At 62.6% G+C, this 22,185-nt stretch carries 27 protein-coding genes and 2 tRNA genes; 15 read left to right on the forward strand and 14 right to left on the reverse strand.

Translation table 11 applies throughout. The features are described from left to right. Positions 1–21: 21 nt before the first annotated feature. Positions 22–672 (forward strand): DsbA family oxidoreductase, encoded by a 651-nt coding sequence (locus tag CJ010_RS14590; RefSeq protein ID WP_141018710.1) that lies wholly within the window; start codon positions 22–24, stop codon positions 670–672. A gap of 46 nt (positions 673–718) precedes the next feature. On the opposite strand, the gene dctP is transcribed toward CJ010_RS14590, so the two are convergent. The 5 genes from dctP to CJ010_RS14615 form a co-directional block, all read right to left on the reverse strand. Then, entirely contained in the window at positions 719–1,690 is a 972-nt protein-coding gene (gene dctP / locus CJ010_RS14595) for a TRAP transporter substrate-binding protein DctP (RefSeq protein WP_141018711.1), read from the reverse strand. Between the two features lie 42 nt (positions 1,691–1,732). Then, the gene (locus CJ010_RS14600) at positions 1,733–3,049 is read right to left on the reverse strand and encodes a TRAP transporter large permease (protein ID WP_141018712.1); all 1,317 of its coding nucleotides are present in this window, start codon (positions 3,047–3,049) and stop codon (positions 1,733–1,735) included. A gap of 1 nt (position 3,050) precedes the next feature. Continuing rightward, positions 3,051–3,569, reverse strand: coding sequence for a TRAP transporter small permease (locus CJ010_RS14605; RefSeq protein WP_141018713.1), 519 nt, complete (start codon positions 3,567–3,569; stop codon positions 3,051–3,053). Positions 3,570–3,707: 138 nt separating this feature from the next. Beyond that, the gene (locus CJ010_RS14610; protein WP_141018714.1) at positions 3,708–4,094 is read right to left on the reverse strand and encodes a DUF2237 family protein; all 387 of its coding nucleotides are present in this window, start codon (positions 4,092–4,094) and stop codon (positions 3,708–3,710) included. Positions 4,095–4,167: 73 nt separating this feature from the next. Beyond that, complete coding sequence (locus CJ010_RS14615) at positions 4,168–5,439, reverse strand: HD-GYP domain-containing protein (protein ID WP_141018715.1); 1,272 nt, start codon at positions 5,437–5,439, stop codon at positions 4,168–4,170. A 213-nt stretch (positions 5,440–5,652) separates the two neighbouring features. Between CJ010_RS14615 and CJ010_RS14620 the strand changes: the two genes are divergently transcribed. Next, positions 5,653–5,743 (forward strand) — tRNA-Ser (locus tag CJ010_RS14620). A gap of 240 nt (positions 5,744–5,983) precedes the next feature. On the opposite strand, the gene CJ010_RS14625 is transcribed toward CJ010_RS14620, so the two are convergent. The 3 genes from CJ010_RS14625 to CJ010_RS14635 all read right to left on the reverse strand — a co-directional run bounded on the left by CJ010_RS14625 (position 5,984) and on the right by CJ010_RS14635 (position 7,755). Continuing rightward, positions 5,984–6,679 carry an SURF1 family protein gene (locus CJ010_RS14625; protein ID WP_141018716.1) on the reverse strand — a complete coding sequence of 232 codons (696 nt, stop codon included), beginning with the start codon at positions 6,677–6,679 and terminating at the stop codon, positions 5,984–5,986. A 22-nt stretch (positions 6,680–6,701) separates the two neighbouring features. Then, complete coding sequence (locus CJ010_RS14630; protein WP_141018717.1) at positions 6,702–7,265, reverse strand: CYTH domain-containing protein; 564 nt, start codon at positions 7,263–7,265, stop codon at positions 6,702–6,704. Positions 7,266–7,377: 112 nt separating this feature from the next. Next, positions 7,378–7,755 carry a cupin domain-containing protein gene (locus tag CJ010_RS14635; protein WP_141018718.1) on the reverse strand — a complete coding sequence of 126 codons (378 nt, stop codon included), beginning with the start codon at positions 7,753–7,755 and terminating at the stop codon, positions 7,378–7,380. A 144-nt stretch (positions 7,756–7,899) separates the two neighbouring features. Between CJ010_RS14635 and CJ010_RS14640 the strand changes: the two genes are divergently transcribed. Beyond that, positions 7,900–8,787, forward strand: coding sequence for a LysR family transcriptional regulator (locus tag CJ010_RS14640; RefSeq protein ID WP_141018719.1), 888 nt, complete (start codon positions 7,900–7,902; stop codon positions 8,785–8,787). A gap of 26 nt (positions 8,788–8,813) precedes the next feature. Here the strand turns inward: CJ010_RS14640 and CJ010_RS14645 are convergent, their stop codons facing one another. From CJ010_RS14645 to uraD, 5 genes are all read right to left on the reverse strand, one after another. After that, positions 8,814–10,196: an HD-GYP domain-containing protein gene (locus tag CJ010_RS14645; protein WP_305764608.1), complete on the reverse strand. Its 1,383-nt coding sequence runs from the start codon at positions 10,194–10,196 to the stop codon at positions 8,814–8,816. Between the two features lie 128 nt (positions 10,197–10,324). Continuing rightward, complete coding sequence (locus tag CJ010_RS14650; RefSeq protein WP_205754793.1) at positions 10,325–11,644, reverse strand: MFS transporter; 1,320 nt, start codon at positions 11,642–11,644, stop codon at positions 10,325–10,327. Between the two features lie 94 nt (positions 11,645–11,738). After that, positions 11,739–12,092 (reverse strand): hydroxyisourate hydrolase, encoded by a 354-nt coding sequence (uraH, locus tag CJ010_RS14655; RefSeq protein WP_141018721.1) that lies wholly within the window; start codon positions 12,090–12,092, stop codon positions 11,739–11,741. A gap of 51 nt (positions 12,093–12,143) precedes the next feature. Then, positions 12,144–12,644: a hydroxyisourate hydrolase gene (locus tag CJ010_RS14660; RefSeq protein WP_141018722.1), complete on the reverse strand. Its 501-nt coding sequence runs from the start codon at positions 12,642–12,644 to the stop codon at positions 12,144–12,146. A gap of 69 nt (positions 12,645–12,713) precedes the next feature. Then, complete coding sequence (uraD, locus tag CJ010_RS14665; RefSeq protein ID WP_141018723.1) at positions 12,714–13,226, reverse strand: 2-oxo-4-hydroxy-4-carboxy-5-ureidoimidazoline decarboxylase; 513 nt, start codon at positions 13,224–13,226, stop codon at positions 12,714–12,716. Between the two features lie 154 nt (positions 13,227–13,380). Here uraD and CJ010_RS14670 point away from each other — a divergent pair, with 154 nt between their 5' ends. The 3 genes from CJ010_RS14670 to CJ010_RS14680 all read left to right on the forward strand — a co-directional run bounded on the left by CJ010_RS14670 (position 13,381) and on the right by CJ010_RS14680 (position 15,655). After that, positions 13,381–14,307, forward strand: coding sequence for a LysR family transcriptional regulator (locus CJ010_RS14670; protein ID WP_371415668.1), 927 nt, complete (start codon positions 13,381–13,383; stop codon positions 14,305–14,307). Between the two features lie 123 nt (positions 14,308–14,430). After that, positions 14,431–14,515: transfer RNA gene (locus CJ010_RS14675), tRNA-Leu, on the forward strand. A gap of 162 nt (positions 14,516–14,677) precedes the next feature. Continuing rightward, positions 14,678–15,655, forward strand: coding sequence for a site-specific integrase (locus tag CJ010_RS14680; protein ID WP_141018724.1), 978 nt, complete (start codon positions 14,678–14,680; stop codon positions 15,653–15,655). A gap of 21 nt (positions 15,656–15,676) precedes the next feature. Here CJ010_RS14680 and CJ010_RS14685 read toward each other — a convergent pair whose 3' ends face one another. Continuing rightward, complete coding sequence (locus tag CJ010_RS14685) at positions 15,677–15,895, reverse strand: hypothetical protein (protein ID WP_141018725.1); 219 nt, start codon at positions 15,893–15,895, stop codon at positions 15,677–15,679. A 390-nt stretch (positions 15,896–16,285) separates the two neighbouring features. Between CJ010_RS14685 and CJ010_RS14695 the strand changes: the two genes are divergently transcribed. The 9 genes from CJ010_RS14695 (at position 16,286) to CJ010_RS14730 (ending at position 22,058) form a co-directional block, all read left to right on the forward strand. Then, positions 16,286–16,495, forward strand: coding sequence for a hypothetical protein (locus CJ010_RS14695; protein WP_141018726.1), 210 nt, complete (start codon positions 16,286–16,288; stop codon positions 16,493–16,495). A gap of 16 nt (positions 16,496–16,511) precedes the next feature. Continuing rightward, positions 16,512–16,787 carry a hypothetical protein gene (locus CJ010_RS25165; RefSeq protein ID WP_168224964.1) on the forward strand — a complete coding sequence of 92 codons (276 nt, stop codon included), beginning with the start codon at positions 16,512–16,514 and terminating at the stop codon, positions 16,785–16,787. A 19-nt stretch (positions 16,788–16,806) separates the two neighbouring features. Beyond that, positions 16,807–17,493, forward strand: a complete 687-nt coding sequence (locus tag CJ010_RS14700; RefSeq protein ID WP_168224965.1) for a DNA-binding protein — start codon at positions 16,807–16,809, stop codon at positions 17,491–17,493. A gap of 572 nt (positions 17,494–18,065) precedes the next feature. Beyond that, positions 18,066–18,377, forward strand: a complete 312-nt coding sequence (locus CJ010_RS14705; RefSeq protein WP_141018728.1) for a hypothetical protein — start codon at positions 18,066–18,068, stop codon at positions 18,375–18,377. Positions 18,378–18,579: 202 nt separating this feature from the next. Beyond that, the gene (locus CJ010_RS14710; RefSeq protein WP_240794622.1) at positions 18,580–18,825 is read left to right on the forward strand and encodes a hypothetical protein; all 246 of its coding nucleotides are present in this window, start codon (positions 18,580–18,582) and stop codon (positions 18,823–18,825) included. Continuing rightward, complete coding sequence (locus CJ010_RS14715) at positions 18,822–19,031, forward strand: major capsid protein (RefSeq protein WP_240794370.1); 210 nt, start codon at positions 18,822–18,824, stop codon at positions 19,029–19,031. The genes CJ010_RS14710 and CJ010_RS14715 overlap by 4 nt, the downstream gene beginning before the upstream one ends. Before the next feature lie 686 nt (positions 19,032–19,717). Then, positions 19,718–20,644 carry a virulence factor TspB C-terminal domain-related protein gene (locus CJ010_RS14720; protein ID WP_141018729.1) on the forward strand — a complete coding sequence of 309 codons (927 nt, stop codon included), beginning with the start codon at positions 19,718–19,720 and terminating at the stop codon, positions 20,642–20,644. A gap of 11 nt (positions 20,645–20,655) precedes the next feature. Beyond that, complete coding sequence (locus CJ010_RS14725) at positions 20,656–20,988, forward strand: DUF2523 family protein (RefSeq protein ID WP_141018730.1); 333 nt, start codon at positions 20,656–20,658, stop codon at positions 20,986–20,988. Next, positions 20,985–22,058 (forward strand): zonular occludens toxin domain-containing protein, encoded by a 1,074-nt coding sequence (locus CJ010_RS14730; protein ID WP_141018731.1) that lies wholly within the window; start codon positions 20,985–20,987, stop codon positions 22,056–22,058. Before CJ010_RS14725 ends, CJ010_RS14730 begins: the two co-directional genes overlap by 4 nt. Positions 22,059–22,185: the final 127 nt, after the last annotated feature.

Genomic DNA, 22,185 nt, shown 5'->3' on the forward strand with positions numbered 1-22,185 from the left:
GCGCCCGGCCCGCCCTCGCCCATGCCGCTCAACATCGACATCGTTTCCGACTTCGTCTGCCCCTGGTGCTTCATCGGCAAGGCCAGGCTGCAAGGCGCACTCGACGACCTGCGGGCCCAGCGCCCGGAACTCGACGTCCGCATCAACTGGTTGCCCTATTTCCTGAATCCGGACACGCCGCCTGCCGGCGAGCCCTACCGCGCCTTCCTCGAGGCCAAGTTCGGCGGCGCGAAGCAGGTCGACGCGATGCATGCGCGCGTCGCCGAAGCGGGCGCACCGGATGTGAGTTTCGCCTTCGAACGCATGACGATACGGCCCAACACCCTGCGGGCGCATCGCCTGATGTATCGCGCCCAGGCCCAAGGCAGACGGCAGACCCAGATCGCCGCACTGGCCGATGCCTTGTTCGCCGCGCACTTCCTGGAAGGCCGCAACATCGGCGACATCGACACGCTGGCGGACATCGCCACGGCCTGCGGCGACAAGACCGACGCCGTGCGCGCCTACCTTGAAAGCGATGCCGATACTGCGGTGGTGCAGCGGATGGCGGCGCAGGTACAGCAGCAAGGGGTGACCGGAGTGCCTTTCTTCATCCTCAACCGCAAGCTGGCGGTTTCGGGCGCACAGTCGGTGGCGGCCATGGGTGCCGCGCTGCTGCAAGCGCTGGAATAAGCGGAAACCGCCCCGCGACCGCCTGCCGGCCGCGGGGCGCCATCGCTCAGCGGCCGTTGCTGAACAGCGGCTTGAGCTTGGCGGCGTTCTGCGGGCTGGCCTGCTCGATGCCCTTCCAACCCGCCTCGTAGGCCTTGGCCACGAACAGGTTCACCTGGTCGGCCGGCAACGCGACCGCTTCGATCCCCGCCTTGCCCTGGCGCGCCTTCTCTTCTTCCGCCTTCTTCAGATCGCCGGCGTTCTGCGATTCCACCCAGGCGATCTGCTTCTCCAGGAAGGCCCGCTGGGTGGCATCGAGCTTCTTCCAGGTGTTCTGGTTCATGAAGAAGCTGACCTCGACGTTGTAGAAGCCGGGCTCGACGCGGTACTTGGTCTTTTCCTGCCAACCGAGGTCGAACACGCCGATCGACGGCCAGCCGTAGCCATCCACCACGCCGCGTTCGAGCGCGGTATAGACCTCTCCCGGCGCCACCTGCAGCGGCGAAGCGCCAACCGACTGGAAGAAGGCGCGGTACACCGGCACGCTGCGCAGCTTGAAGCCGGAAAAGTCGGAGCTGGCGACCTTCTTGTTGGAATAGATGTGGTACTGCAGGCCGTCCGACACCCGCGCCAGCCACACCATGTTGGCCTTCTCGCGATGGATCTGGTCGAGCAGCGCGTAGCCGCCGTTGGCGCGCAGTTCGGACATCGGCTTCTCGGCCAGCGTCATCGCCAGCGCTTCCGGCACCAGGTTGGCGTGGAACACGCCGGTACTGTTGGCGAGGTCGATCACGCCGGCCCGCAGGGCGTTGCCGACCTCGAACGGTGGCATCGACTCCGGCCCGCCGACCACCTGGATCTTCATGACGCCCTTGCCCTCGGCATTCACCTTCTCGACGAAGGCCTTGAATCGCTGCGCGAAAAAGGTGTCCTGGCCGAAGGCGCTGACGGCCTTGAGGGTGATTTCCGCACCCTGTGCGGTCGAGGCGACAATCGCGAACAGCAGGCCCGCGGCCAGTTTTCCGGTTTTCTTCTGCATCTTGGTTCTCCGTGGGGTATCAACGACTGCAAGGGGAAAACATCAGCTCATCAGCTTGGGCAAGCCTATCGCCAGCCCTGGCACCGCGATGATGAGCACAAGCACGACCAGCTCGATGGCGATGAAGGGAATCGCCGAACCGTAGATCTGCTGCAGGCGGATGTGCGGCGGCGCCACGCTCTGCATCACCATCAGCAGCAGGCCGAACGGCGGCGTCAGCAGGCCCATCTCGATGGCAATCAGCATCATCACGCCGAGCCACACGGTGTCGATGCCGGCGGCGTGCGCGAGCGGCATGAAGAAGGGCAGCGTGATCATCATCATGCTGACCTGGTCGATCACGCAGCCGAGCACCAGCAGCAGGAACAGCATGCCAAGCACCAGCAGCAGCGGCGACAGGTCCATGCCGTTGATGAGGCCCAGCAAGCCGGTGGTGGCACCGGAAAAGCTCAGCAACTGCGAGAAGGTCGTGGAGGCCACCATCACGAACAGGATGATCACCGACACGCGCGCGGTCTCCATCAGTGCCTTGTAGAGCGCATGCAGGGTGAGCGCGCGGTAGGCCATGGTGGCCACCACCGAGGCCAGCGCACCGATGGCAGCGGACTCCGTGGGCGAAGCCCAGCCGATCAACATGCTGCCGACCACCGCGACGAAGATGGCGAACAGCGGCACCACGTCGCGCACGAAGGGCTTCCATCGCTCCCAGCCTCGGACATCCACCACATTGTCGTCGGCGGGCGCCAGCTCCGGGTTGGCGCGGCAGCGCAGCACGATGTAGCCGAGGAAGCCGATCGACATGACCAGGCCAGGCACGATGCCGCCGATCAGCAACTGCGAGATCGAAATGCCGCCCAAACTGCCCAGCATCACCGCCAGCGCCGAGGGCGGGATCAGCATCGCAATGCCGCCCACCGCCATGATCGGGCCGATGGACAGTGTCGGGTGGTAGCCGCGTCGCAGCATCTCCGGCAGCAAGGTACCGCCCATCATCGCGGTGTTGGCGATGGTCGAGCCGGACAGCGTGGCGAACACCGTGCCGCCCAGCACCGATACCACCGACAGGCGGCCCGGGACGCGCGAGATCAGCCGTTCGATCGCCTCGATGGCCTTGAAGGCAAGGCCGGTGTGGAACAGCACCTCGCCCATCAGCACGAACAGCGGGATAGGCGTCAGCGAAAAGCTGCTCACCGAGCCGACCGAGTTGCGCACCAGCTGTCCGAGCCCGGCCTCGCCGCCGAGGAAGATCCAGGCTCCGATCAGATTGACCCCGAGGAAGGCAAACGCCACCGGCACGCCAATCAGCATCAGCGCGAACAGGCAGCCCATCATCAACAACAGCGCGGATTGCCATTCCATGTCAGGCCTCCCGGCGCACGAAGGCGGCACGCAGGCGGCGGGCAAACTCCACCGTCAGCATCACACAGGCAAAGCCCATGGGCAGGTTCAACCACCACTCCGGGAAGATCAGCACCTTGAACACCACGCCGCCCTGGGCTGCGGCGTCCTGGGTGACGACGAAGCACTGCCACGCCAGCACCGCGCAGATCACCAGCCCGGCCAGATCGGTGACGACCTCGAGCAGCCAGCGCCCGGCGGGCGATGCCGCGCGCAGCAGCATGTCGATACGGATGTGATCGCCGACGTAGAGCAGCCAGGGCGCAGCGACGAAGGTCGCGACCATCAGCATGTACTCGGTCATCTCGACGCTCCACGGCAGCGTGCCGAGACCGAGATTGCGCATGAACACGTCGACGCTGACCAGCAGCGCCATGCTGCCGAAGAGCGCAGCTGCAGTCACGCCGCAGCTCGCCATCAAGGCGTGGTAAAGCCTGTTGGCCGGCGCTCTGAACGCGGCCGGGGCCTGTTGGGTTGCCATGCTCTTACCCCTGCTATTAATTCAGACTTAAACATATCAGGGGTAAATTTTCGTGTCCACGCGTTTCCGCGTCTTTTTGAAACCTATGACTTTCAACCTATTGGCGTCATGGTTTTCGGCACAGTGGCAGTGCGCATTTCAGTTGGTCGGCCCCAACTTGGTTCCGTAGGCGTGGGCCTTGAGCGTATCGAGATCGACGATCTTCAGTGCCGCTTCGTGGGTGGCCTCGAGCACCACCGGCGGTGCGAACCCGGCGCGCAGCGCCTCCACCCAGCGCATCGCGCACAAGCACCAGCGATCACCGGGTTTGAGGCCGGCAAAGCGGTACTCGGGCCGCGGCGTCGAGAGGTCGTTCCCGGCCTGCTGGGAGAACTTCAGGAACTCGGCGGTGACCCGCACGCAGATCAGGTGACGGCCATGGTCATCGGGCCCGGTCTCGCAGCAGCCGGTACGGTAGAAGCCGGTCAACGGCGCGTAACTGCAAGCCAGCAAGTCGCCGCCGAGCACATTGCGTGAGGAGGGCATGTCTTACTTTCCGGTGAGTTGGTCCTGTGCCAGTTAAACCGAATCGCGGACCGCCGGCAAGGGGCCGGAAGGCTCAGGCAGCAATGGCAGGAAAGCGCTCGCCCAGGGCGTCCTCACCGGCAGCCAGATCGAGGCACACGGCGAGCTCGCACTGCAGGGTCGCCACCACATCGCGATCCAGCCTTCCATCGGCCACCAGCGCCCGGATGCGGCTCATCACCTCGTCGCCGGACAGGCGCGCGCGATAGGGGCGATCCTGCAGCAGCGCCTGGAAAATATCGGCGACAGAGATGATGCGGGTTTCGAGATCGATCTCGCCCGCAGTACGGCGAAACGGATAGCCCAGCCCGAGCAGGTTCTCGTGGTGGGCGCCGGCCCAGTCGGGTATGGGCGTCGCCGGGAAGATGCGTGCGAGAATCCGGTAGGTGTCGTAGCTGTGACGGGAGATCCACGCCCGCTCTTCACGGGTGAGTTCGCCCGCCTTCTCGATGATCTCGTCCGGCACCCGCAGTTTGCCCATGTCGTGCAGCAGGCCGGCCAGCTCTATCATGTCCAGGGTCTCGCGATCGCGCCCCATCACCTCGGCAAGATGGCGGCTGATCAAGGCGACGCGGCGGGAATGGTCGTCGGTATAGGGACTCTTGGCATCGACCACCCGCGAGAACATCAACGCCAACTCGCGCAGTTCCGGCGCGGAAAGACACACCGGGGGAATGTTGCGCCCGAGCGATTCCATCTCCTCGTTGAGATAGAGCGGGTCCATCCCCAACCAGAAGGCTTCGGACTCCGCCACGCGCACGAAGGCGTCGACCAGTTCCGGACAGAACAAGGTGCCCGCCAGCCCCTGCAACCGGGCGACGATGGCATCCTTCTCCCACATGATCGCGTTGTTGAGGTGGCCGCCGTCCATCCAGGGCGCAAGCAGGACGTCCGCCCTGTCCACCAGATAGACGAGATTCGCCTCGAGCTTCATCGCCGGGTCGAGTTCCGGCATGGTTTCCAGGGTCGCCCAGCGCGTATGGTGATAACGCACGATGTCGGTGAAATGCGCGAGGATGGGGCAGGCCTGCAGGTAGGCGGCACCGCGGATGCAGTGCTCCTCCTCCCCGTCCCACTCCAGCGTCTCGGTGAGATGGCGATGCTCCCGCACCCGCGAGACGCCGCAGTCGTGCAGCATGCCCGCATGCAGCAGATTCCAGCAGCGCTCGTCCGACCAGCCCAGCGCCTGCGCCACCGTGCGCGCCATATAGCCGACACGCTTGCCGTGTTGCACCTCGTCGATGCCGACGAAGTCGAAGGAAGTGGTGAGCGCGGTGATCGCGTCATGCAGATTCAGTGGGACCATTGCCGCAGGTTCTCTTGGGGATGAATGCGTTGTTCTGACTTCTTTGCCGTGCAGGAACTGCGCCGGAAACGGTCCGCTCCTGTCTTATTGCCGTCATTTTACCCCGACCTCCCCCTATCGCCGTGACGAAGGCCCACGTTCAGCTCACCGGAAACTTTCGCGCGAAACGCCTTCCCACTCCGTGGAAGCAACGCTATAATGCGCGGCTTCCACGGAGAGGTGGATGAGCGGTTTAAGTCGCACGCCTGGAAAGCGTGTTCAGGGTAATACCCTGACGCGGGTTCGAATCCCGCCCTCTCCGCCAGAACAAATAGAAAGGCCGTTGATTATCAACGGCCTTTTGCTTTCCTGAAGCCCGACGCAGCCAATCACCACCGGCGCTCCCGGTCGCTGCCCTTCGCGTACGACTTCTTCCTGGTAAACGGGCTGAGCTTCTTCAACAGTTTTTTCGGCATACGCATTCCCTGGGAATTCACGCATGACGTCCATGACGTTTTGATGACATCCGTGTGCATCCGCCGTGGTCGAGATCCTCGGGCCGCCGCTAGTCGGCCTTGTGCAGGTCCATGCCGACGACTGTTTGCATGAGTTCGGTGGCGTAACGCACGATGGGACCACCCATGCCGTCGCTTGCCATCGCCTCGATCGGTCCCTCGCCAAAGTACATGCCGTCGGAGGTAAGGAAGGTGAAGCGGATGAAACCGTTCGCCGGCGGCGCCCGGCGCGCCGCCGCCCACGGCTTCAGCGTGTCTACCGCGACCTGGGCAGCAGCGAAAAGCCGGGGCAGGAGTTCACGCGTTTGCGGAACCGCGCCTTCGACGAACACCATCTTGCCGCTGAAATTGAGGTAGCGCACCCCGCCCTCGGAGAATGCAGCCAAGGTATCCAGCCCCTGGGGCAGCCCGACCTCGGTGATCACCCCCAGCAGAACGCCGCGCGGCACCGTCGCACCGGACACGCGCAGGCGCCGGTAGGCCAGCGCGCGAACGCGGCCATCATGCCCGGCATTTTCCGCGAGCGCCCGAAGTGCCTCCCTGTCCGCGGGCTCTGCCTGCAAGGTGGCTTTCCACCGCGCGGGGACGCCCGCGGCCTCAGGTTCGAACAGCGCGGGAAGGTCACAGAACAGCATGTTGTAGATGCTATTCGCGGCATCGTCCGCATAAGGGGCGTAGGGAGGGCTGGCGGACGCGGCCGCCGTTGTGGCGCTGAGCCCGATGGCGGCGAGGAAGCGCTTGAGCATGGGGTGTCTTCCGAGGACGGGTTCAGCCCGACATGAGCGTCGAAGCCCGCGATTCGCGCAGGAAGGGGGGCGTTTCGGGGCGGGCGCGGGCTGACATCAGTTGCGACAGGATCATCCGCGGTTGCATAGGCCCTTCGAACTGGGCGAGCGAAAAATTGCCGTAGCGCGGATCGTGCGTCACTTCCGGCCCTATCCAGGGTGGCAGGCTTACCACTTCCCGTTCATGGCCGAGTTCGACCTCGGCAACGACCAAACCCGTATGCCGGCCTTCGAACACGTCAACCTCGAAACAGTGCGAGGCATAATCGACCAGGTAGCGGACTTTCTGGATGAGGCGGCCAGCGCAGTGGCTGGCGAGAATCTGGCGGGCGTCTTCGACCGGGATGAGGTATTCGTATTCGTCGCGACCGATGCCCAGTCGCGGCCCCTTGAGGGTGAGCCAGGCCTGGGTACCACGCAGGCGCACCCGGGTGGACATCGCACCGGATTCCTTGGCTACATAGCCTTGCAGGATGCGCTCCCCGACCAGGCCGTTCAGGAATCCGGTATCGCGTACAAGGAACTTGCGCTCGATCTCTCTGGCCATGCGCTCTGCCGTCTATTTGAGCAAAACGCATTGTAACAAAACAAAACGTTCGAAATGTTACAGCGCGCCCAAGCCTGCGGCCAGGCTTCGTCCACTGTGCGCTACGCCGGCCTCAGCTCCGCCAGGGCAGTTCGAGCATGTTTCCGTCGGGCAACACCACGGTCACCGGGGACACCGAAAACGCCGCCGTCAGCCGGATGGGCGCGTCGCCGGTATTGATGATCTGGTGATCCAGGTTGGGCGGAATCACCAGTGTCGAATCCGGGCCGAACGCAAACACTGCACCGGCGGCGTGCAGTTCGCCGCGGCCGCTGTCGATCACCACCACCTCCTCGCAGTCATGCCGATGTGGCGGCGTGGCCTCGCCTGCCGCGATGGTCTGGCGCCACACGGAAAGATGGCGCAATCCGTTGTCGCTGCCAGCCAGCGTCGTGTGCTGGATACCGGGTAGTTCCGCCTGCGGCAGGCGGGCGTTATCGAGTACGAACATGCTTGCTTCCTCCAGACGGATCGGCGTCGCCGGGCAGCGCGCCCCAGCGGCATGTCGCCAGTGTGCGCATCACCAAGCCGGAACAGAACGGAGGGACGTGTCGTAAGATTGCCGACGAATATTCGGCAATGACGCGAGGGCACCATGGCGGGACTGCAGACCTATCTGGCCTTTGCCGAGACCGTGCGGCACGGCAGCTTCGCCGAGGCTGCGCGCAGGCTCGGTCTCTCCGCATCCGCCGTTGCCAAGAGCGTGGCGCGGTTGGAGGAGGACCTCGGCGTACGGCTGTTCCAGCGCACCACGCGGCAGGTGAGCCTGACCATCGAGGGCCAGACGCTTTACGAGCGGGTCTGCCGGATTGCCGACGAGATCGAGGCACTGCATGACGAAGCCTCCGGCGCACGCGCCGAGCCGACCGGCACCCTGCGGCTCAATGCCCCGGTGGTGCTGGGCCGGATGCTGATCCTGCCGGCACTCGCCGCCCTGCGGCGGCGCCACCCCGCGCTGGCCATGGAAGTCGAATTGTCCGACCGTCAGGTGGACATCGTCGGCGAACGCGTAGACGCGGCGTTGCGCATCGGCCCGCTGGCTGACTCCACGTTGAGCGCCCGCCGCATCGGCCAGCACCAGATCGTCGTGATCGCCGCACCCCACTACCTCGAGCAGCACGGCCAGCCGGCCACGCCGGCCGACCTCGCCGGCCACGCCTGCCTGCGTTTCCGCATGCCGTCCAGCGGCCGGGTACGGCCCTGGGACTTCATCGTGGATGGCAGCTTGCTGGAGCTGAACCCGCCATCCGCGGTGACCATCAACGACGGCGAGGCGCTGGTCGCGGCAGTAGCCGAAGGCGTCGGCCTTGCGCAGGTGCCGGACTACATGACCACCCGCGCCATCGAGGCGGGCCGCGTGGTCGAAGTGCTCGCCGCCTTTCGACCGCCGCCGCTGCCGATCTCGCTTGTGTATCCGTCGGCCCGGCGGATCACGCCACGGCTGCGGGCATTGATGGAGGCACTGGCGCCCGGCGAACGGTGAGGATCTGTGGCCGGGAGCGCCCGCCGTCAGGCGCCCCCACCCAGGGGCAGGCGTGCCACGCTGGCCTTGAGCACCTCGAAACACACCGGGTCGATGGCGCTGCCGACGTTCTCGCTCATGATTTCGAGCGTCCTCGGGATCGGCACCGCGCCGCGGTAGGGCCGCTCGGCGGTGATCGCGTCGAAGATGTCGGCGCAGGTGATGATGCGGGTTTCCTGGCTGATTTCGCTCGCCATGAGCCCGCGCGGGTAGCCCTTGCCGTCCAGCCGCTCGTGGTGCGCGCCGGACACCCGCGCCAGTTCGGCAAAGGCCGTGATGCGCCCCAGGATGGCCTCGGTATACGCCGCATGCGCCTTGACTGCCGCCCATTCGTCTTCATCGAGCTTGCCCGGCTTGTCGAGGATGCTGTTGCTCACACCCAGCTTGCCGATGTCGTGCAGCAGCGCACCGCGTCTGAGCCAGCGCCGGCGTTCGCCATCCATGCCCATGGTCTCGGCCATGAGGTCGGTGTAGAGCGCGACACGCGCGCTGTGGCCGCTGGTGTAAGGGCTCTTGGAGTCGACCACCTGACCAAAGGCAGTGGCGATATCGTCGAGGTAGTCGTCATCCAGCGTCACGACATGGGTGGCCGGCTCCAGCGCAAGGACATCGCGGACGATGTCGAGTGATCCCAGCGTGGCCCAGAAAGCCTCGTCGGCAACGGCCTCGAAGGCCTCCACCAGTTCCGGGTCGAACCAGCGGCCGGCCCGCAGCCTGGCCTCGTCGAGCGCCGCCTGTGGCCCGCCGGCGGTGTGGAAGACGTCGATCACCTGGGCCAGCAGCGCCACCCGCGAATAGAGCGGGATCGCCTGCCCCGCCAGCCCCTGCGGCCGGCCCTTTCCGTTGTAGTGTTCGTCCAGGCTGTAGATGCCGGCCGACACGCTTTCCGGGAAGCGCAGCAGCCGGGCGATCTCGGCGCCGCGCTGGCAGCGGGTCTGGATGAGTTCCCGCGCCAGCTCCCCACCATTGCGCAGAATGTTGAGCACGCTGCGGAAACGCTCGGCCAGCGGAGCCTTCAGGCCGGTGTGCGACAGCACGAAGTCGAGCACCCTGGGCAGGCTGTCTCCCACCACCTTGAAGTCGCGCTTGAAGGAAAGGTCATCGGTCAGGTACAGCTCGCAGATGCGCGCGGCGTTGCTGCTGCAGCCGAGATCCTTGAGCAGCAGTGTGTAGTAAAGCCCCCACAGCGTATCGTCGGGCAGTCCAAGCCGGCGGCCGATCTGCATGCCTATCCAGCAGCAGCGCACGCAGTGCCCTTCCGGCTGGCCCTCGGTGATGTCGAGCGCGTGGCTTAGGGCAGAGATCAGTTCGGAAAGTTGCAGCCGCGTTTCGGCGCGCTGCATCACGGCGGGGGGCAGGATGTCGTTCATCGATGCGCGGTGCGGCCGCGCGCGGCGCGGATTCGTGATCCGTACCGCGCGCGGCCGCAGTGAATGGCGAGGTCTTCACTCTATCCACTTTGTCGGGCGACGGCACGCCAACCGCCCGGTCGCAAGGTTCAAGCCGCTTTGCGCCGCGGGATGAACATCAGCACCAGCGCCAGCGTCAGGGCCTCCACCGCAGCCACCGCCAGCAGCCCGCCGACGAAGGAGCCGGTCTCGGTCTTGACCACGCCGAGCATCCACGGCGCGCCGAAGCCGGCGAGGTTGGCGATGGAGTTGATCATCGCGATGCCGGCCGCCGCTGCCGTACCCGACAGGAACTGGTTGGGCAGCTGCCAGAACACCGGTATCGCGCTCATCGTCCCGACCACGGCCACCGCCAGGGCAGCCAGGGCGAGCGCCGCGTTGTCGGTGGAGACCGCCGCCACGCCGACCCCGACCGCTCCGATCAGCGCTGCGAAGCCGCAGTGCAGGCGGGATTCCTTGCGGTGATCGGAGTGGCGGCCGTTGGCGATCATGCCGATGGCGCCGAGCAGGTAGATACCCGCCATGATCCAGCCGATCTGCATCGTGCTGGTATAGCCCAGCGCCTTCACCAAGGTCGGCGCGAAGAAGGTCAGCGAGGAGTTGGCCGCGATGATGCAGAAGTACACCAGGACGAGCATCCAGATCTTCGGGTTGCGCAGTGCCGCCATCATGCTGTGGTCGCGGTGTCCCTGGGCGCCGTGGTCCGCCTCGAGGTCGGCGAGCACCATCCGCTTTTCCTCGTCGCTCAGCCAGTTGGCCTTCTGCGGCTTGTCGGTGAGGTAGAACAGGGTCACCACGCCGGCGAGCACCGAGGGGATGCCCTCGATCAGGAACAGCCACTGCCAGCCCGACCAGCCGTTGGCGCCATGCAGCCCGGTCATGATGGCACCGGCCAGCGGCCCGCCGATCACGCCGGCCAGTGCCGACGCCGACATGAAGAGGCCGAAGGCGCGCGCGCGCCGCACGCTCGGATACCAGTAGGTGAGGTAGAGGATGATGCCGGGGTAGAAACCGGCTTCGAACACGCCCAGCAGGAAACGCAGCACGTAGAACATTTCCGGCGTGGTGACGAACATCTGCGCGATGCACACCAGGCCCCACCCTATGGTGATGCGCATGATGGTCTTCTTGGCGCCGATCTTCTCCAGCAGCAGGTTGCTCGGCACCTCGAAGAAGAAATAGCCGAGGAAGAAGATGCCCGCGCCCAGGCCGTACACCGCCTCGCTGAACTGGAGGTCGTCCAGCATCTGCAGCTTGGCGTAGCCGATGTTCACCCGGTCTATCCAGGCGAGTACCCACAGGGTTGCGAGGAAGGGGATCAGCCGCCAGGTGATCCTGGCGTAGATCCGGTCCAGCGTCGGCGCCGTCGACACCGCGTTGCCGAGCGGCAAGGTGCTTGCATTGCTCATGCTCATCTCCTTCTGCTACCTGGGCTGATTGGCACATGCTTCATGGTTGTCTCCTCGGTCTCCGATCTAGTTATGTGCTGCGTGAAGCGGGTGTTCAGCTGCCGCGGTAGGTTGCGCAGCTCCAGGGCGTGGCCAGCATCGGCACGTGGTAGTGCTGCTTGGTGTCGAACACCGCGAAGCGCACCGGCACCTGGCCGATGAAGGACGGGGTCGGCAAGGCCAGCCCCTGGGCGCGGAAGTAGTCCTCGACGTGGAACAGCAGTTCGTATTGGCCGACCTGGGTGTCCTCGGGCTTGAGGATCATGTGGTCGGTACGGCCGTCGGCGTTGGTGGTGACCGTCTTGACCAGCCGGTAGCTGCCGTTGTCGAGCACCGAGAAGTCGATGCGCATGCCAGCGCCGGGCTTGCCGCTGGTGGTGTCGAGCACGTGGGTGGTGATGCCTGCCATGGTTTTCTCCTGTCGCGTTCGGAAAATGCTGGATGCGGGGTCGGCGTGCGCTCAACTGCCGCGGTAGTAGGAGTAGCTCCACGGGTTGAACAACACCGCAATGTGGTAGCGCTGGCCGGCGTCGTGGATGCCGAAGCGCAGCGGCACCTTGGACAGGAAGGTGGGCGACGGCAGCTGCGTGCCGAGCTTGCCGAAGTAGTCGTCCACATGCAGCAGCATCTCGTAAAGGCCGGGGGTCAGCGCCTCACCCTCGATCACCGCGCCGTCGGAACGGCCGTTCTTCACCGTGTCGAAGCTCTTCACCAGACGGTACTGGCCGCCTTCCAGGCGCAGCAGATCCACCCGCAGCGTGCCGACGGTGGCGCCGTGGTGGGTGTCGATGGCGTGGAAGGTGATCCGCCCAGGGCCGGGCGTGGCGGCCTGTGCCGGCGCTGCCGCCGGTTTGGTGGCGGCGTCGGCCGCCTGCGCCTGCTGGGCCGGCAGCAGCGTGGCGGTGCCGATCGCCAGGCCAGCGGCAAGGAAGTTCCGCCGCGTCGGTTCATGAGTGCTCATGGTGTTCCCCTTGTGGTGAAGATCGGTGTGCCGGATGCCGGCCGCGTCTGGGCCCGGTTCGGGCGGCGTTCAGACCGTGGCTTGCGCCTGCAGGCGCAGCCAGGTGATGTCGAAGATCTGCGTCAGGCATTCCTGCAGTTCGCTGCGGCTGTCGTTGCCCACCCGCCGCTCGAACTCGGCGAAAATGCCGTTCTTGGTGTGGCGGCGCACCGCGATGATGAAAGGGAAGCCGTGCTTGGCGCGATAAGCGGTGTTGAGGCGGGTGAGCTGCTGCAGCTCGGCCGAGGTGAGCGCGTCGAGGCCGGCGCTGGACTGCTCGGAAACCGAATGGTCGGTCATGGTGCCGGCCTGTGCCTCCTTGCCGGCAAGGTCGGGGTGGGCGCGCAGCAGTATCAGTTGCTGCGTTTCCGGCGCTTCGGCGACTACCGCGCGCATCGCCGCGTGCAGCGCGGCCAGATCGGCGAATGGACGCTTGCTCCAGGCGCGTTCGGCGACCCAGGCCGAATGTTCAAAGATGCCACCGAATGCGTTCACGAATTCGCTGCGGTCCATGGCGTTGATGTGGGCGATGTCGAGGCTCATCTTGCTTCCTTTGGTATGCGGCAGCGTCTGCTGCGCCGCCGGCTGGATGACTTGCGAGCCAGTATATGGAGCGCCCGGACGCGCGAAACGCGTCCGCGTCTATACGTGTTATAAGCTGCGCCGATATACCCACAAACGATTCGGTGGCCTGACGATGCCCCGTGCGGCAGCCCCCCTCGATACCCATCTGCTGCGGGTGCTGTGCACCCTGATGGCGGAGCGCAGCGTGTCGCGTACCGCGATCAAGCTGAACCAGTCCCAACCTGCGGTGAGCAATGCGCTCAAGCGCCTGCGCGAAATCTTCGACGACCCTTTGTTCAGCGTAGACAAGGGCCGGCTGATTCCCAGCGAGCGAGCGTTCGATCTGCACGAACGCGCCCGCAGCGCGCTGGCCGAGATCGACGGCATGTTCAGCGCACCCAAGCAGTTCAACCCGGCGCGCGCCCAGCTCACCTTCCGTGTCGGCTCGCCGGACTTCCTCTCGGTGGTGTTCCTCGCCCGCGTGGTGGAACGCCTGCGCCGTGAGGCGCCGCATGTACACCTGAGCGTGCATGCACTCGGGCCGGATTTCGACTATCAGCGTGCGCTCGCTGACGGCGAGCTCGACGTGGTGATCGGCAACTGGCCGGAGCCACCCGGCAACCTGCACCTGGCGATGCTGATGGAAGACGAGATCGTCTGCGTGGTCGGCCGCAACCACCCGTTCGCGCGCAAGGGCCTCACCGCCGAGGAATACCTGCGCGCCGCGCATATCGTGCCCATGCCCTACTCGGTAGCGCACCGCGGCGTGGTCGAGACCCATCTCGCAAGCATGAAGCTGTCGCGCAACGCGGCGGTGGTACTGCCCTACTTCGGCATGGCGATGCACCTGCTGCCGGGCACCGACCTGGTCTTTACCACCAGCCGCCATTTCGCCGAGCACTTCGCCGCCTACCTGCCGCTGGCTGTGCTGCCCGCACCCTTCGACTTTCCGCGCATGCGCTTCTACCTGCTATGGCACGAGCGCACCCACCATGTGGAAAGCCATCGCTGGATGCGCGAACTCTTGGGTGCGGTCGGCCGGCAGCAGCTGGCCGGGTGACAGGGCCGGCCCCCGCTTCCGACCGCTCACTTTCCCAACCGCAAGGAGGACTTGACGACCGTTATGGTCCTTTGGCTATAATCCGCCCCCTTTCCGCAGCCGCGAACTCTTCGCGACTCGAAAGCCTTGGTGGTGAAATTGGTAGACACGCTATCTTGAGGGGGTAGTGGCGAAAGCCGTGCGAGTTCGAGTCTCGCCCAAGGCACCAACGGTTGTTTTTCTGCAACCACAATAAACCACTATGTAACGCATTCCCGTTTTATATCAAGGGTTTGCTTGTTTGCCTCGCTTCTTGCGTGGTCCGATGTGTTGCGTTGTGTCGGATGTGCTTACGACACGGCTATGACATTGATTACGACAAGGGGTGTGTATGGCGACGTTTCGCAAGCGTGGTGCTGTCTATCAGGTGCAGGTCTGCCGGTTGGGTGTGCGCAAGTCGGCGAGCTTTAGCCGGTTGTCTGAGGCTAGAGCCTGGGCGGCGACTGTCGAGGCGGAGATTTTTGCAGGCGTTCGTGGTGTGGTGCTCGATAAGCCGGTTTCGGCGCTTTTGGAGCGTTACCGCGATGAGGTTTCGGTTCGTAAGCGTGGCGAGCGTTGGGAGCGGATGCGGATCGGTCTGTTTCTGCGGGACAAGCTTGCGGATGTTCGCCTTCCGAATCTGTCGCCTGCGGATGTTGCCGCGTGGCGGGATAGGCGGTTAGCGCAGGTTTCGGCGGCATCGGTGTTGCGTGAGTGGGTTTTGTTGAGTCACGCGTTCACGGTGGCGGTTAAAGAGTGGCGTTGGTTGCGCGAGAATCCGTTTCAGGGGGTCGCGCGTCCTAAAGCGCCTCCGTCTCGTGATCGGCGTATTTCGCAAAACGAGATTGATCGTCTGTTGCTGGGGTTTGGGTATCGCTTGGGTGAGGTTCCGGATACCGTGACTGCGCGGTGTGGTGCGGCGTTCTGCTTCGCCATTGAAACAGCGATGCGGGCAAGCGAGATATGCGGGCTTACCTGGGCGAATGTGTCCGGGCCGGTGGCGAGGTTGCCGCTAACTAAGAATGGTTCGGCTCGTTCGGTTCCGTTGTCGCCTGTTGCGTTGTCGATCTTGGATACACTGCCTCGGGGTGATGGGCCGGTGTTCGGACTGGTGCCGAGTCAGATCGATGCGCTGTTCCGGAAGGTGAAGCGGCGAGCCTTGATTGATGATCTACACTTCCACGATACGCGGCATGAAGCAATTACGCGGCTGGCTCGTAAGCTCGATGTGCTCGATCTGGCGCGGATGGTCGGGGTGCGGGACTTGCGGATTCTGATGGTCTATTACAATGCAAAGCCGGATGAGATTGCGGCCCGGCTTGCAGTGTAATTACGTAATGCTGTAATTACGTTAATCGAAGTTGCTGCAGCCGAGTTCGTTGAATCGCTTTACGGCTTGGCGGCGTTGTTCGGTTAGATATTCGGTGGAATTTTTGCGGGCGGCTTCGTCAATGCGTTTGATCTGCGCTTTGAGGGCTTTGCATTCGCTGTTGTTGTTCGGGTCGGCTGCTTGTGTGGTGGTAGCAAACAGGGTCAGGGTAGCGAGTGCTGCGAGCGTTGCGCTTTTCATCTTTGCTTCTCCTATTAAGGGCCGTCAGTGATTGACGGCCTTTTTCAATTCTTCAAGCTGTTCAATGTCCGGGCTGGTCTGTCCGGCGTCTGGGGCGGTCTGGCCTGTCATAAGCCATAGGGTGTAGCGAGGATAGAGTCGACATAGGTGTTCTAGGTGTTCGGCGCTTGGTTTTACGCGTCCGTGATAGACGTGATTCCACATTGCAGCACTCACGTCGGTTTTCTTTGCGAGTTCTGCAGAGGCTTTTGACGGCAGCTGCCTGTCAATAATTCTTTTCAATCTGTATTGAATATCTGATAGTGACATATCATCACTAAGATTCTTAGTTTTTGCTAGAATCCTTAGTAATTAATCGATTGTGGTTCACAGTGGTGAACAGTGTCAGATATGAGCGATTCCATCAAGGTTGTGCAGGCACCGTCTGTGCCGGTCATGCACTGGCGGCTGTTCGCGGAGCTTGTTGGTGTTGAGGAAGGGGTAATGCGGGGCATGTGTGAGAAGGGGCATGTTCCGGTTGTTCAGATCGGGAAGCATCGGTTTATCAATCTGGCGAAGCTTCACGCGGACTGCATGTCTGCGCCGGATCGGGACTTGTGATCAATCGCGGGGGCGAATGATGAACATCGGGCGGGCGTATATGAAAAGCGTTGAATTCCTGTCGAGGCAGTTGAAGCTGGAATTGATCCGCGATGTTCAGCGCGTCGGCATTGATCCGCTCGGGGTGGCGCGTGCTGCGGTGGCGAGGGCGATTCGCGGGATTGATCGGGTTGCGGGTGTTCAGGGGCCGGAACGGGCGGCTTGCATCCTGCGGGATGTATTTGTGCCGTTCTTCGGCAAGGCGGATACGGCTCGAATCGGGGCGATTCTTGCCGGGGTGTGCAAGTCGTAATCAAGCGGGGGATTTCAGCATGGCAATCACGAAACAGGATGTTTTCCGGGTTGCGTCGGAGATTGACGCGGAAGGCGGTAAGGCGTCTGCGCTGGAAGTTCGGCGGCGTCTTGGCTCTGGCAGTTACAGCACGATCACGGCGGCGTTGAAGGAATGGAAGGAATCAGCGGAAGCCGCGAAGGAAGGGGCGGAGCTGTCTCCGGTTCCGGCTGAAGTGTTGGAAAAGCTCACCTTGGCGGCGGGCGATTTGTGGGCGGTGGCCTCTCGAGTGGCGCTTGGTGTTGCGAATGAAGCGCGTCTGGTGTGGGAAGCGGAAAAAGCGGAGCTTTTGGAGCAAGTTGCGGCGGCGAATCAGTGGGCGGATCAGGTGCAGGCGGACGTAGAAAGCTGGCGGCAGGCAGCGCATGACGCGGAGTTGTTGCGGGACTCGTTGCGGGCGGATGCGCAAACGTCGCGGGGTTTGCAGTTGGCGGCGCAAGAGGCGGCGGAGCGGGAGCGTAAGCGGGCGGATGCGGTGGTTGCAGAGCTCACCCAGGCACGGGTTCAGGTGCAGGTGCAGCAGGCGGCGCTGGATGCGGCACAGCGAGAGCTGGAGGAGTTCCGCAGGAAGTTCGGAAGCGGCAGCGGCGGGACTCGGAAGCGTTCGGGCGGGAGCAAGAGCGCGAGTCCGGCGGCCTCGGAACAATCGGCAGCGGATGTGCATTGACGGAGCTGCGCCGAGCGTGCGCCGGTTTTGGGGTTAGGGCGCGCAGCTCGGCCGGCTACCGTCAAGGGCGGTCGGTCTGGTTGTGTTCGGGGCAAGCGGGTCGAGTGGCGGGGGCGATCCTGACGAAAGAAGCAAGGGTCCCGCCGCTGCCGCGAACAAGCGAACACGGCCAGTCCGAGCGGCGAAGCGAACTCTTGATCGGCGCAACACTAAAACGCTCCCGGCTGCTGCCGGGGGAAGGGGTTAATTCCCCCGGCGGCTGCCTCACGGCGAGTGCGGGGTTTGGGGCGGCGCCCCAAGGTTTCTGCAGTTACCGGCGCGAGTCTTTCCTGTCGGATTTCCGCAGGAATTCCGACAGGAATAGCGGTGATGACTGCAGTGCATGTTACGTGCGACACGGCGAAAACCCGTGCAGGGTGCAGCGTGAAACGCGGTAAGGGAAAGATCGATGCAGCCTGAGCATGCGAAGGCTGCATCAGCAGAATCAAAAGTTTTCGGTGCCGCGCGCATATCCCGCAGCGCGATAACGGCCAAATCGAGCGGGGTTTTCTACTGAGTTCGGAGATTCGCAAATGTCTTACGTCACGAAAGGTCTGGTTCTTGGCATCAAATCGTTCTCGGGGATCATCGATGGTCGCAAGTTCGATACGACGACGGTCTATGTTCAAACGATGCTCGATGAATCGCAGGGCACTGCCAAGGGGTTCGCCGGTGCGTCCTACCAGTGGGGCGACTCCTCGAACTTCGAGAAGGTGAAGCATCTTCCCTTCCCTATCGAAGCGGAAATGACGATGGAAACCGTCACGTCGGGCAGCAAACAGAAGCAAGTCTGCATCGCGTTCAAGCCGGTGGGTCGTGTTCCGGACCAGAAGCCTGCTTCCTGAATACCCCCGTAAGTCACCTGTAAGGCGGTCAATCTCTACCGCCGAGTCAGGGCCGGAAACTGTAACCGGCACCTTTTCAATAGATCGTGATGCGGCTTACTGAAAGGGGGTTGTGATGTTGGAGCGGCTGACTTTGGGGTTGATCTTGATCGGTAATGCGGTGGTTTTGGCGTGGTACATGGGTTGGATTTAGGGGTTGATTATGTTGTGCGTGGCTGTGGATGAATCGGGCGTGCTGGTTGCGGTTGATCCTCAGCCGGTTGAAGTAACGGGGTGCAGTCTGGTTGTTCAGAGTGCGGCGGAGTTGAGTGTTTCTCCGTTCGCTTTGACGCCGGAGCAAGGTTCAGAGGTAGCGGGTTCGATCCTTGCGCTTTGGGCGCTTGCTTACGTGTTCCGGTTGTTGATCCGGACTTTGAAAACTGTCGATGAAAAGGAAAGTGAATCATGATCAAGAATCTGATGAAGCGTGCCGGCATTCCGGCGATGGGTCTGGTTTCGCTGGTGCCGGTGTCCGCGATGGCTGCGGCTCCGGATGTCACCGGTGTGGTCACCGAGATTGCCGGTGCTGCGGCTCCGATCGCTGCGATCGGTTCGGCGGTGCTGCTGGTGATCGTGGGCATCAAGGTCTTCAAGTGGGTCCGTTCGGCGATGTAATTCGCTGCGGCCCGTAGTTCTACCCCAGGGCGCTTATGCGCCCTTTTTTTCTGAGGTGTGGAAATGGGGACTTGGGTGCTGATCGGGATACTGGGGGCGGTATGGCTAATCTTGGCGGATTGATCTGGCGGGCGTGGTGTGGCCTGTCGCGCGGCGGGCGTAACGCTGTCGCGTTTTTGCTTCCGTTTGTCATTATGTTTGCGGCGTCTGCGGCTTGGGCGGGGACATATCGGATAACAGGCGTTGCGGCTTCAAATTCGGGGCATGAGTTGGCGGTTAAATCGGCGACTGCGAATCAGCATTTGGTCGGTCGGCAGTGGGACTCTACGTCGGCACCGTGGTCATATATACAGGGTGTTTATACGTTGGGCACAACTCATGTTTCCGGGGGCGCGACGTATACGACAGATGGATTTGGCTCGCCTACTAGTTCGCAGATCAATGTTAGGTACACATCATCGGCGGGTGGCTCTCAATATTTTTATGTGACTGTCACTTTTAGTTCCGTTTCTCAGGCATGTTCGTCGGGTCAGGTCCGTAATACTACGACAGGCTTGTGTGGCGTGCCTCCGCCTCCGCCGTGTGTTGCGGGAGAGGTCACGTCGTCGGGCTATTACGACATTGGAATCAGGCCGGAAATAAGCTCTTCGATGCGCGTTGCGTGCTCTGGTAGCTGCGAAGTCGTCTTGACCGGTGACATCAGTAGTCGCGCGCTCGTCGGCGGCGAATATCACTACTACATGAATGGGGAATATCAAAAGACTGGCGGTACGTGTTCAACGGGGGAAACGGCGTCGAGTAGTACGACTGATGTTCCTGACGACACGTGTCCGGCCGGCTGGGTCTCGTTGTATTCGAACGGGCAGAACATTTGTTATGACCCTAATACGGGTGCGGAGAATGATCCGCACCCGGACCCGGTTCCGACTGCGCCTAAAACATCCACAAAGGATACGACGACGACGGATAACGGGGACGGCACGATTACGACGACGACGACGGAAACCGGGTCGGATGGATCAACGACGACAACGACACGAACGTGTGATGCGGCGGGGAATTGCTCGGAAACTACGACAACGACTGCCGGGACTGGTGGCGGTAGTGGCAGCGGGAGCGGCGAGGATCAAAGCGACGATCCGCTAGAAGACTTTTGTAAGGATAACGCGGCGTCGGCGATCTGCAAGAAAGAGCCGGAGCGCAAATGGTCCGGGGACTGCAGCGCGTATCAATGCGAAGGCGATCCGATTGATTGTGCCGTTGCCAAAACCTTGCATGAACAGCGTTGCGCGATGAAGTGGGCGGAAGAGGCGAATCCCTTATCCGAGATTTATAACGAAACGCTGGCAGCGGTGCCGGGTCAGGGTGTGATTGACGCGGCGATGAACAAGTCCGGTGATCTGGATATTGACTTGGGCCAGAAGTTTGAAGAGGCGCGGCAGGACTACGTGACTTTCACAAGCGAATGTATGCCTCCGCCCTATTTCGAGTTCAAGGGCACCACATATACGTTCAATACGGAGTTCCTGTGCCAGATCGCTGATTACATTCGGCTGATGGTGCATCTGATCGCGTACATGATCGTTCTTCGCGGTTTCATGAAATTGGATTAAGGGGGTGTGCGATGGCTGTTCCGCTGCTTGCTGCTACGTTTATTGGTGGTCTGATTTCGGGCTTGGTGCAATTCTTCGCATCGAAGGCGGGTGCAATTCTCGTGGGTGCTGGGCTTACGCTGGTAACGGCTAAGGGGCTTGAACTGATCGTTGGCTTCATGATTGCGGATTTCAATACGGTGGTTGGCGCGTTCTCCGGTTCGTCCACGCACTGGGGCGCAATCATGCTGAAGTTCGCGGCATATTGTGGGTTGTTCGATGGAATCAACATTGTGCTTGCCGGCTACATGGCGATGGCGTATGTCAAGGCAGGTCGTGTGTTCTTGGCGAGGTTGGCGCAATGATTATTTTGGTTACCGGTGCGCCGGGTGATGGAAAAACGTTGTTGACGCTGGCTGCGGTGATGAAGCGAGCGGCGAGTGAAAATCGAGCGGTCTATTATTCAGGGATTGAGATACTCAAGCCGGAGTTGTTTCCGGGCTGGGTCAAGTTGGATGATCCGGAGAAGTGGTATGAGTTACCGGACGGCGCGATTGTTTTGCACGATGAATGTCAAGAGCTTTACCGTCCTCGTCAGAATGGTTCGCGGGTTCCGAAATATGTTTCAGAACTGGAGACGCATCGGCATAAAGGTTTTGATATTTATTTCATTACGCAACATCCGGGTTTAGTCGATGTGAATTTGCGTCGGCTTGTCGGGGAGCATATGCACGTTGTGCGTGCGTTTGGTTCGAAGGTGGCTACGGTCCATCGTTTTAAGGGTGTTCGGGATGAGGTTGTAAAGTCGAGGGCTGGGAGTCTGAAAGAGCAAGTGGTGTATCCGAGAGCGCTTTTTGATGCGTATGTCTCCGCTACGGTACATACACATAAGATGCGGTTGCCGGCCCGTTTGGTGGCGTTGCCGGTGTTTTTTGTCGTGGCTGGTGTGTTGGTTTGGTTCGTGGTGTCGTGGGTGCGTGGGTCGGCGGGGAAGGGTCAAGAGTCGGTGGCGGTGGCGGGTAAGTCGGGGGTGGTGTCTGCGTCGCCGTCTCCTGGTCAACCGGTGACGGCCGGGCTGGATTGGGCTGAGGATCGTAAGCCGCGCGTGGTCGGGTTGCCGCATACGGCGCCTGTTTACGACAAGGTGACGGTGCCGGTGCGTGCGCCGCATCCGGCTGGCTGCATTGCGAGCGCTTCGGCGTGCGTCTGTTACACGTCGCAGGCAACTCGGCTCGGCATGGCGGATGCGTTGTGCCGCGAGATTGCGGCGCATGGTTACTTTGTGGCGTGGGATGACGGTGCGCGGCCTCAGGTCGGGCGCGCGGTGCGGTCCGAGGGTCAGGGGGCGTCCGGTGCTCCTGCGGCTGCTGTGGGCGTTGGTGGCGGTGCTTGGGGTGGTGTTGCTGCTGCGGATACGTGGGGCGGCGTTCGATAGTTTTGGGTTATGGGTTTTCGCGGTACCGGCGGAGCGTGCGACGACGGTACCGCGAAAACCGGGGTGGCTGAGACGGGCCTGTAGCACGTCTCATGAACATACGACATAGCGTTTCAGTCTGACACAT

Source organism: Azoarcus sp. DD4 (genome assembly GCF_006496635.1).
Classification (GTDB): domain Bacteria; phylum Pseudomonadota; class Gammaproteobacteria; order Burkholderiales; family Rhodocyclaceae; genus Azoarcus.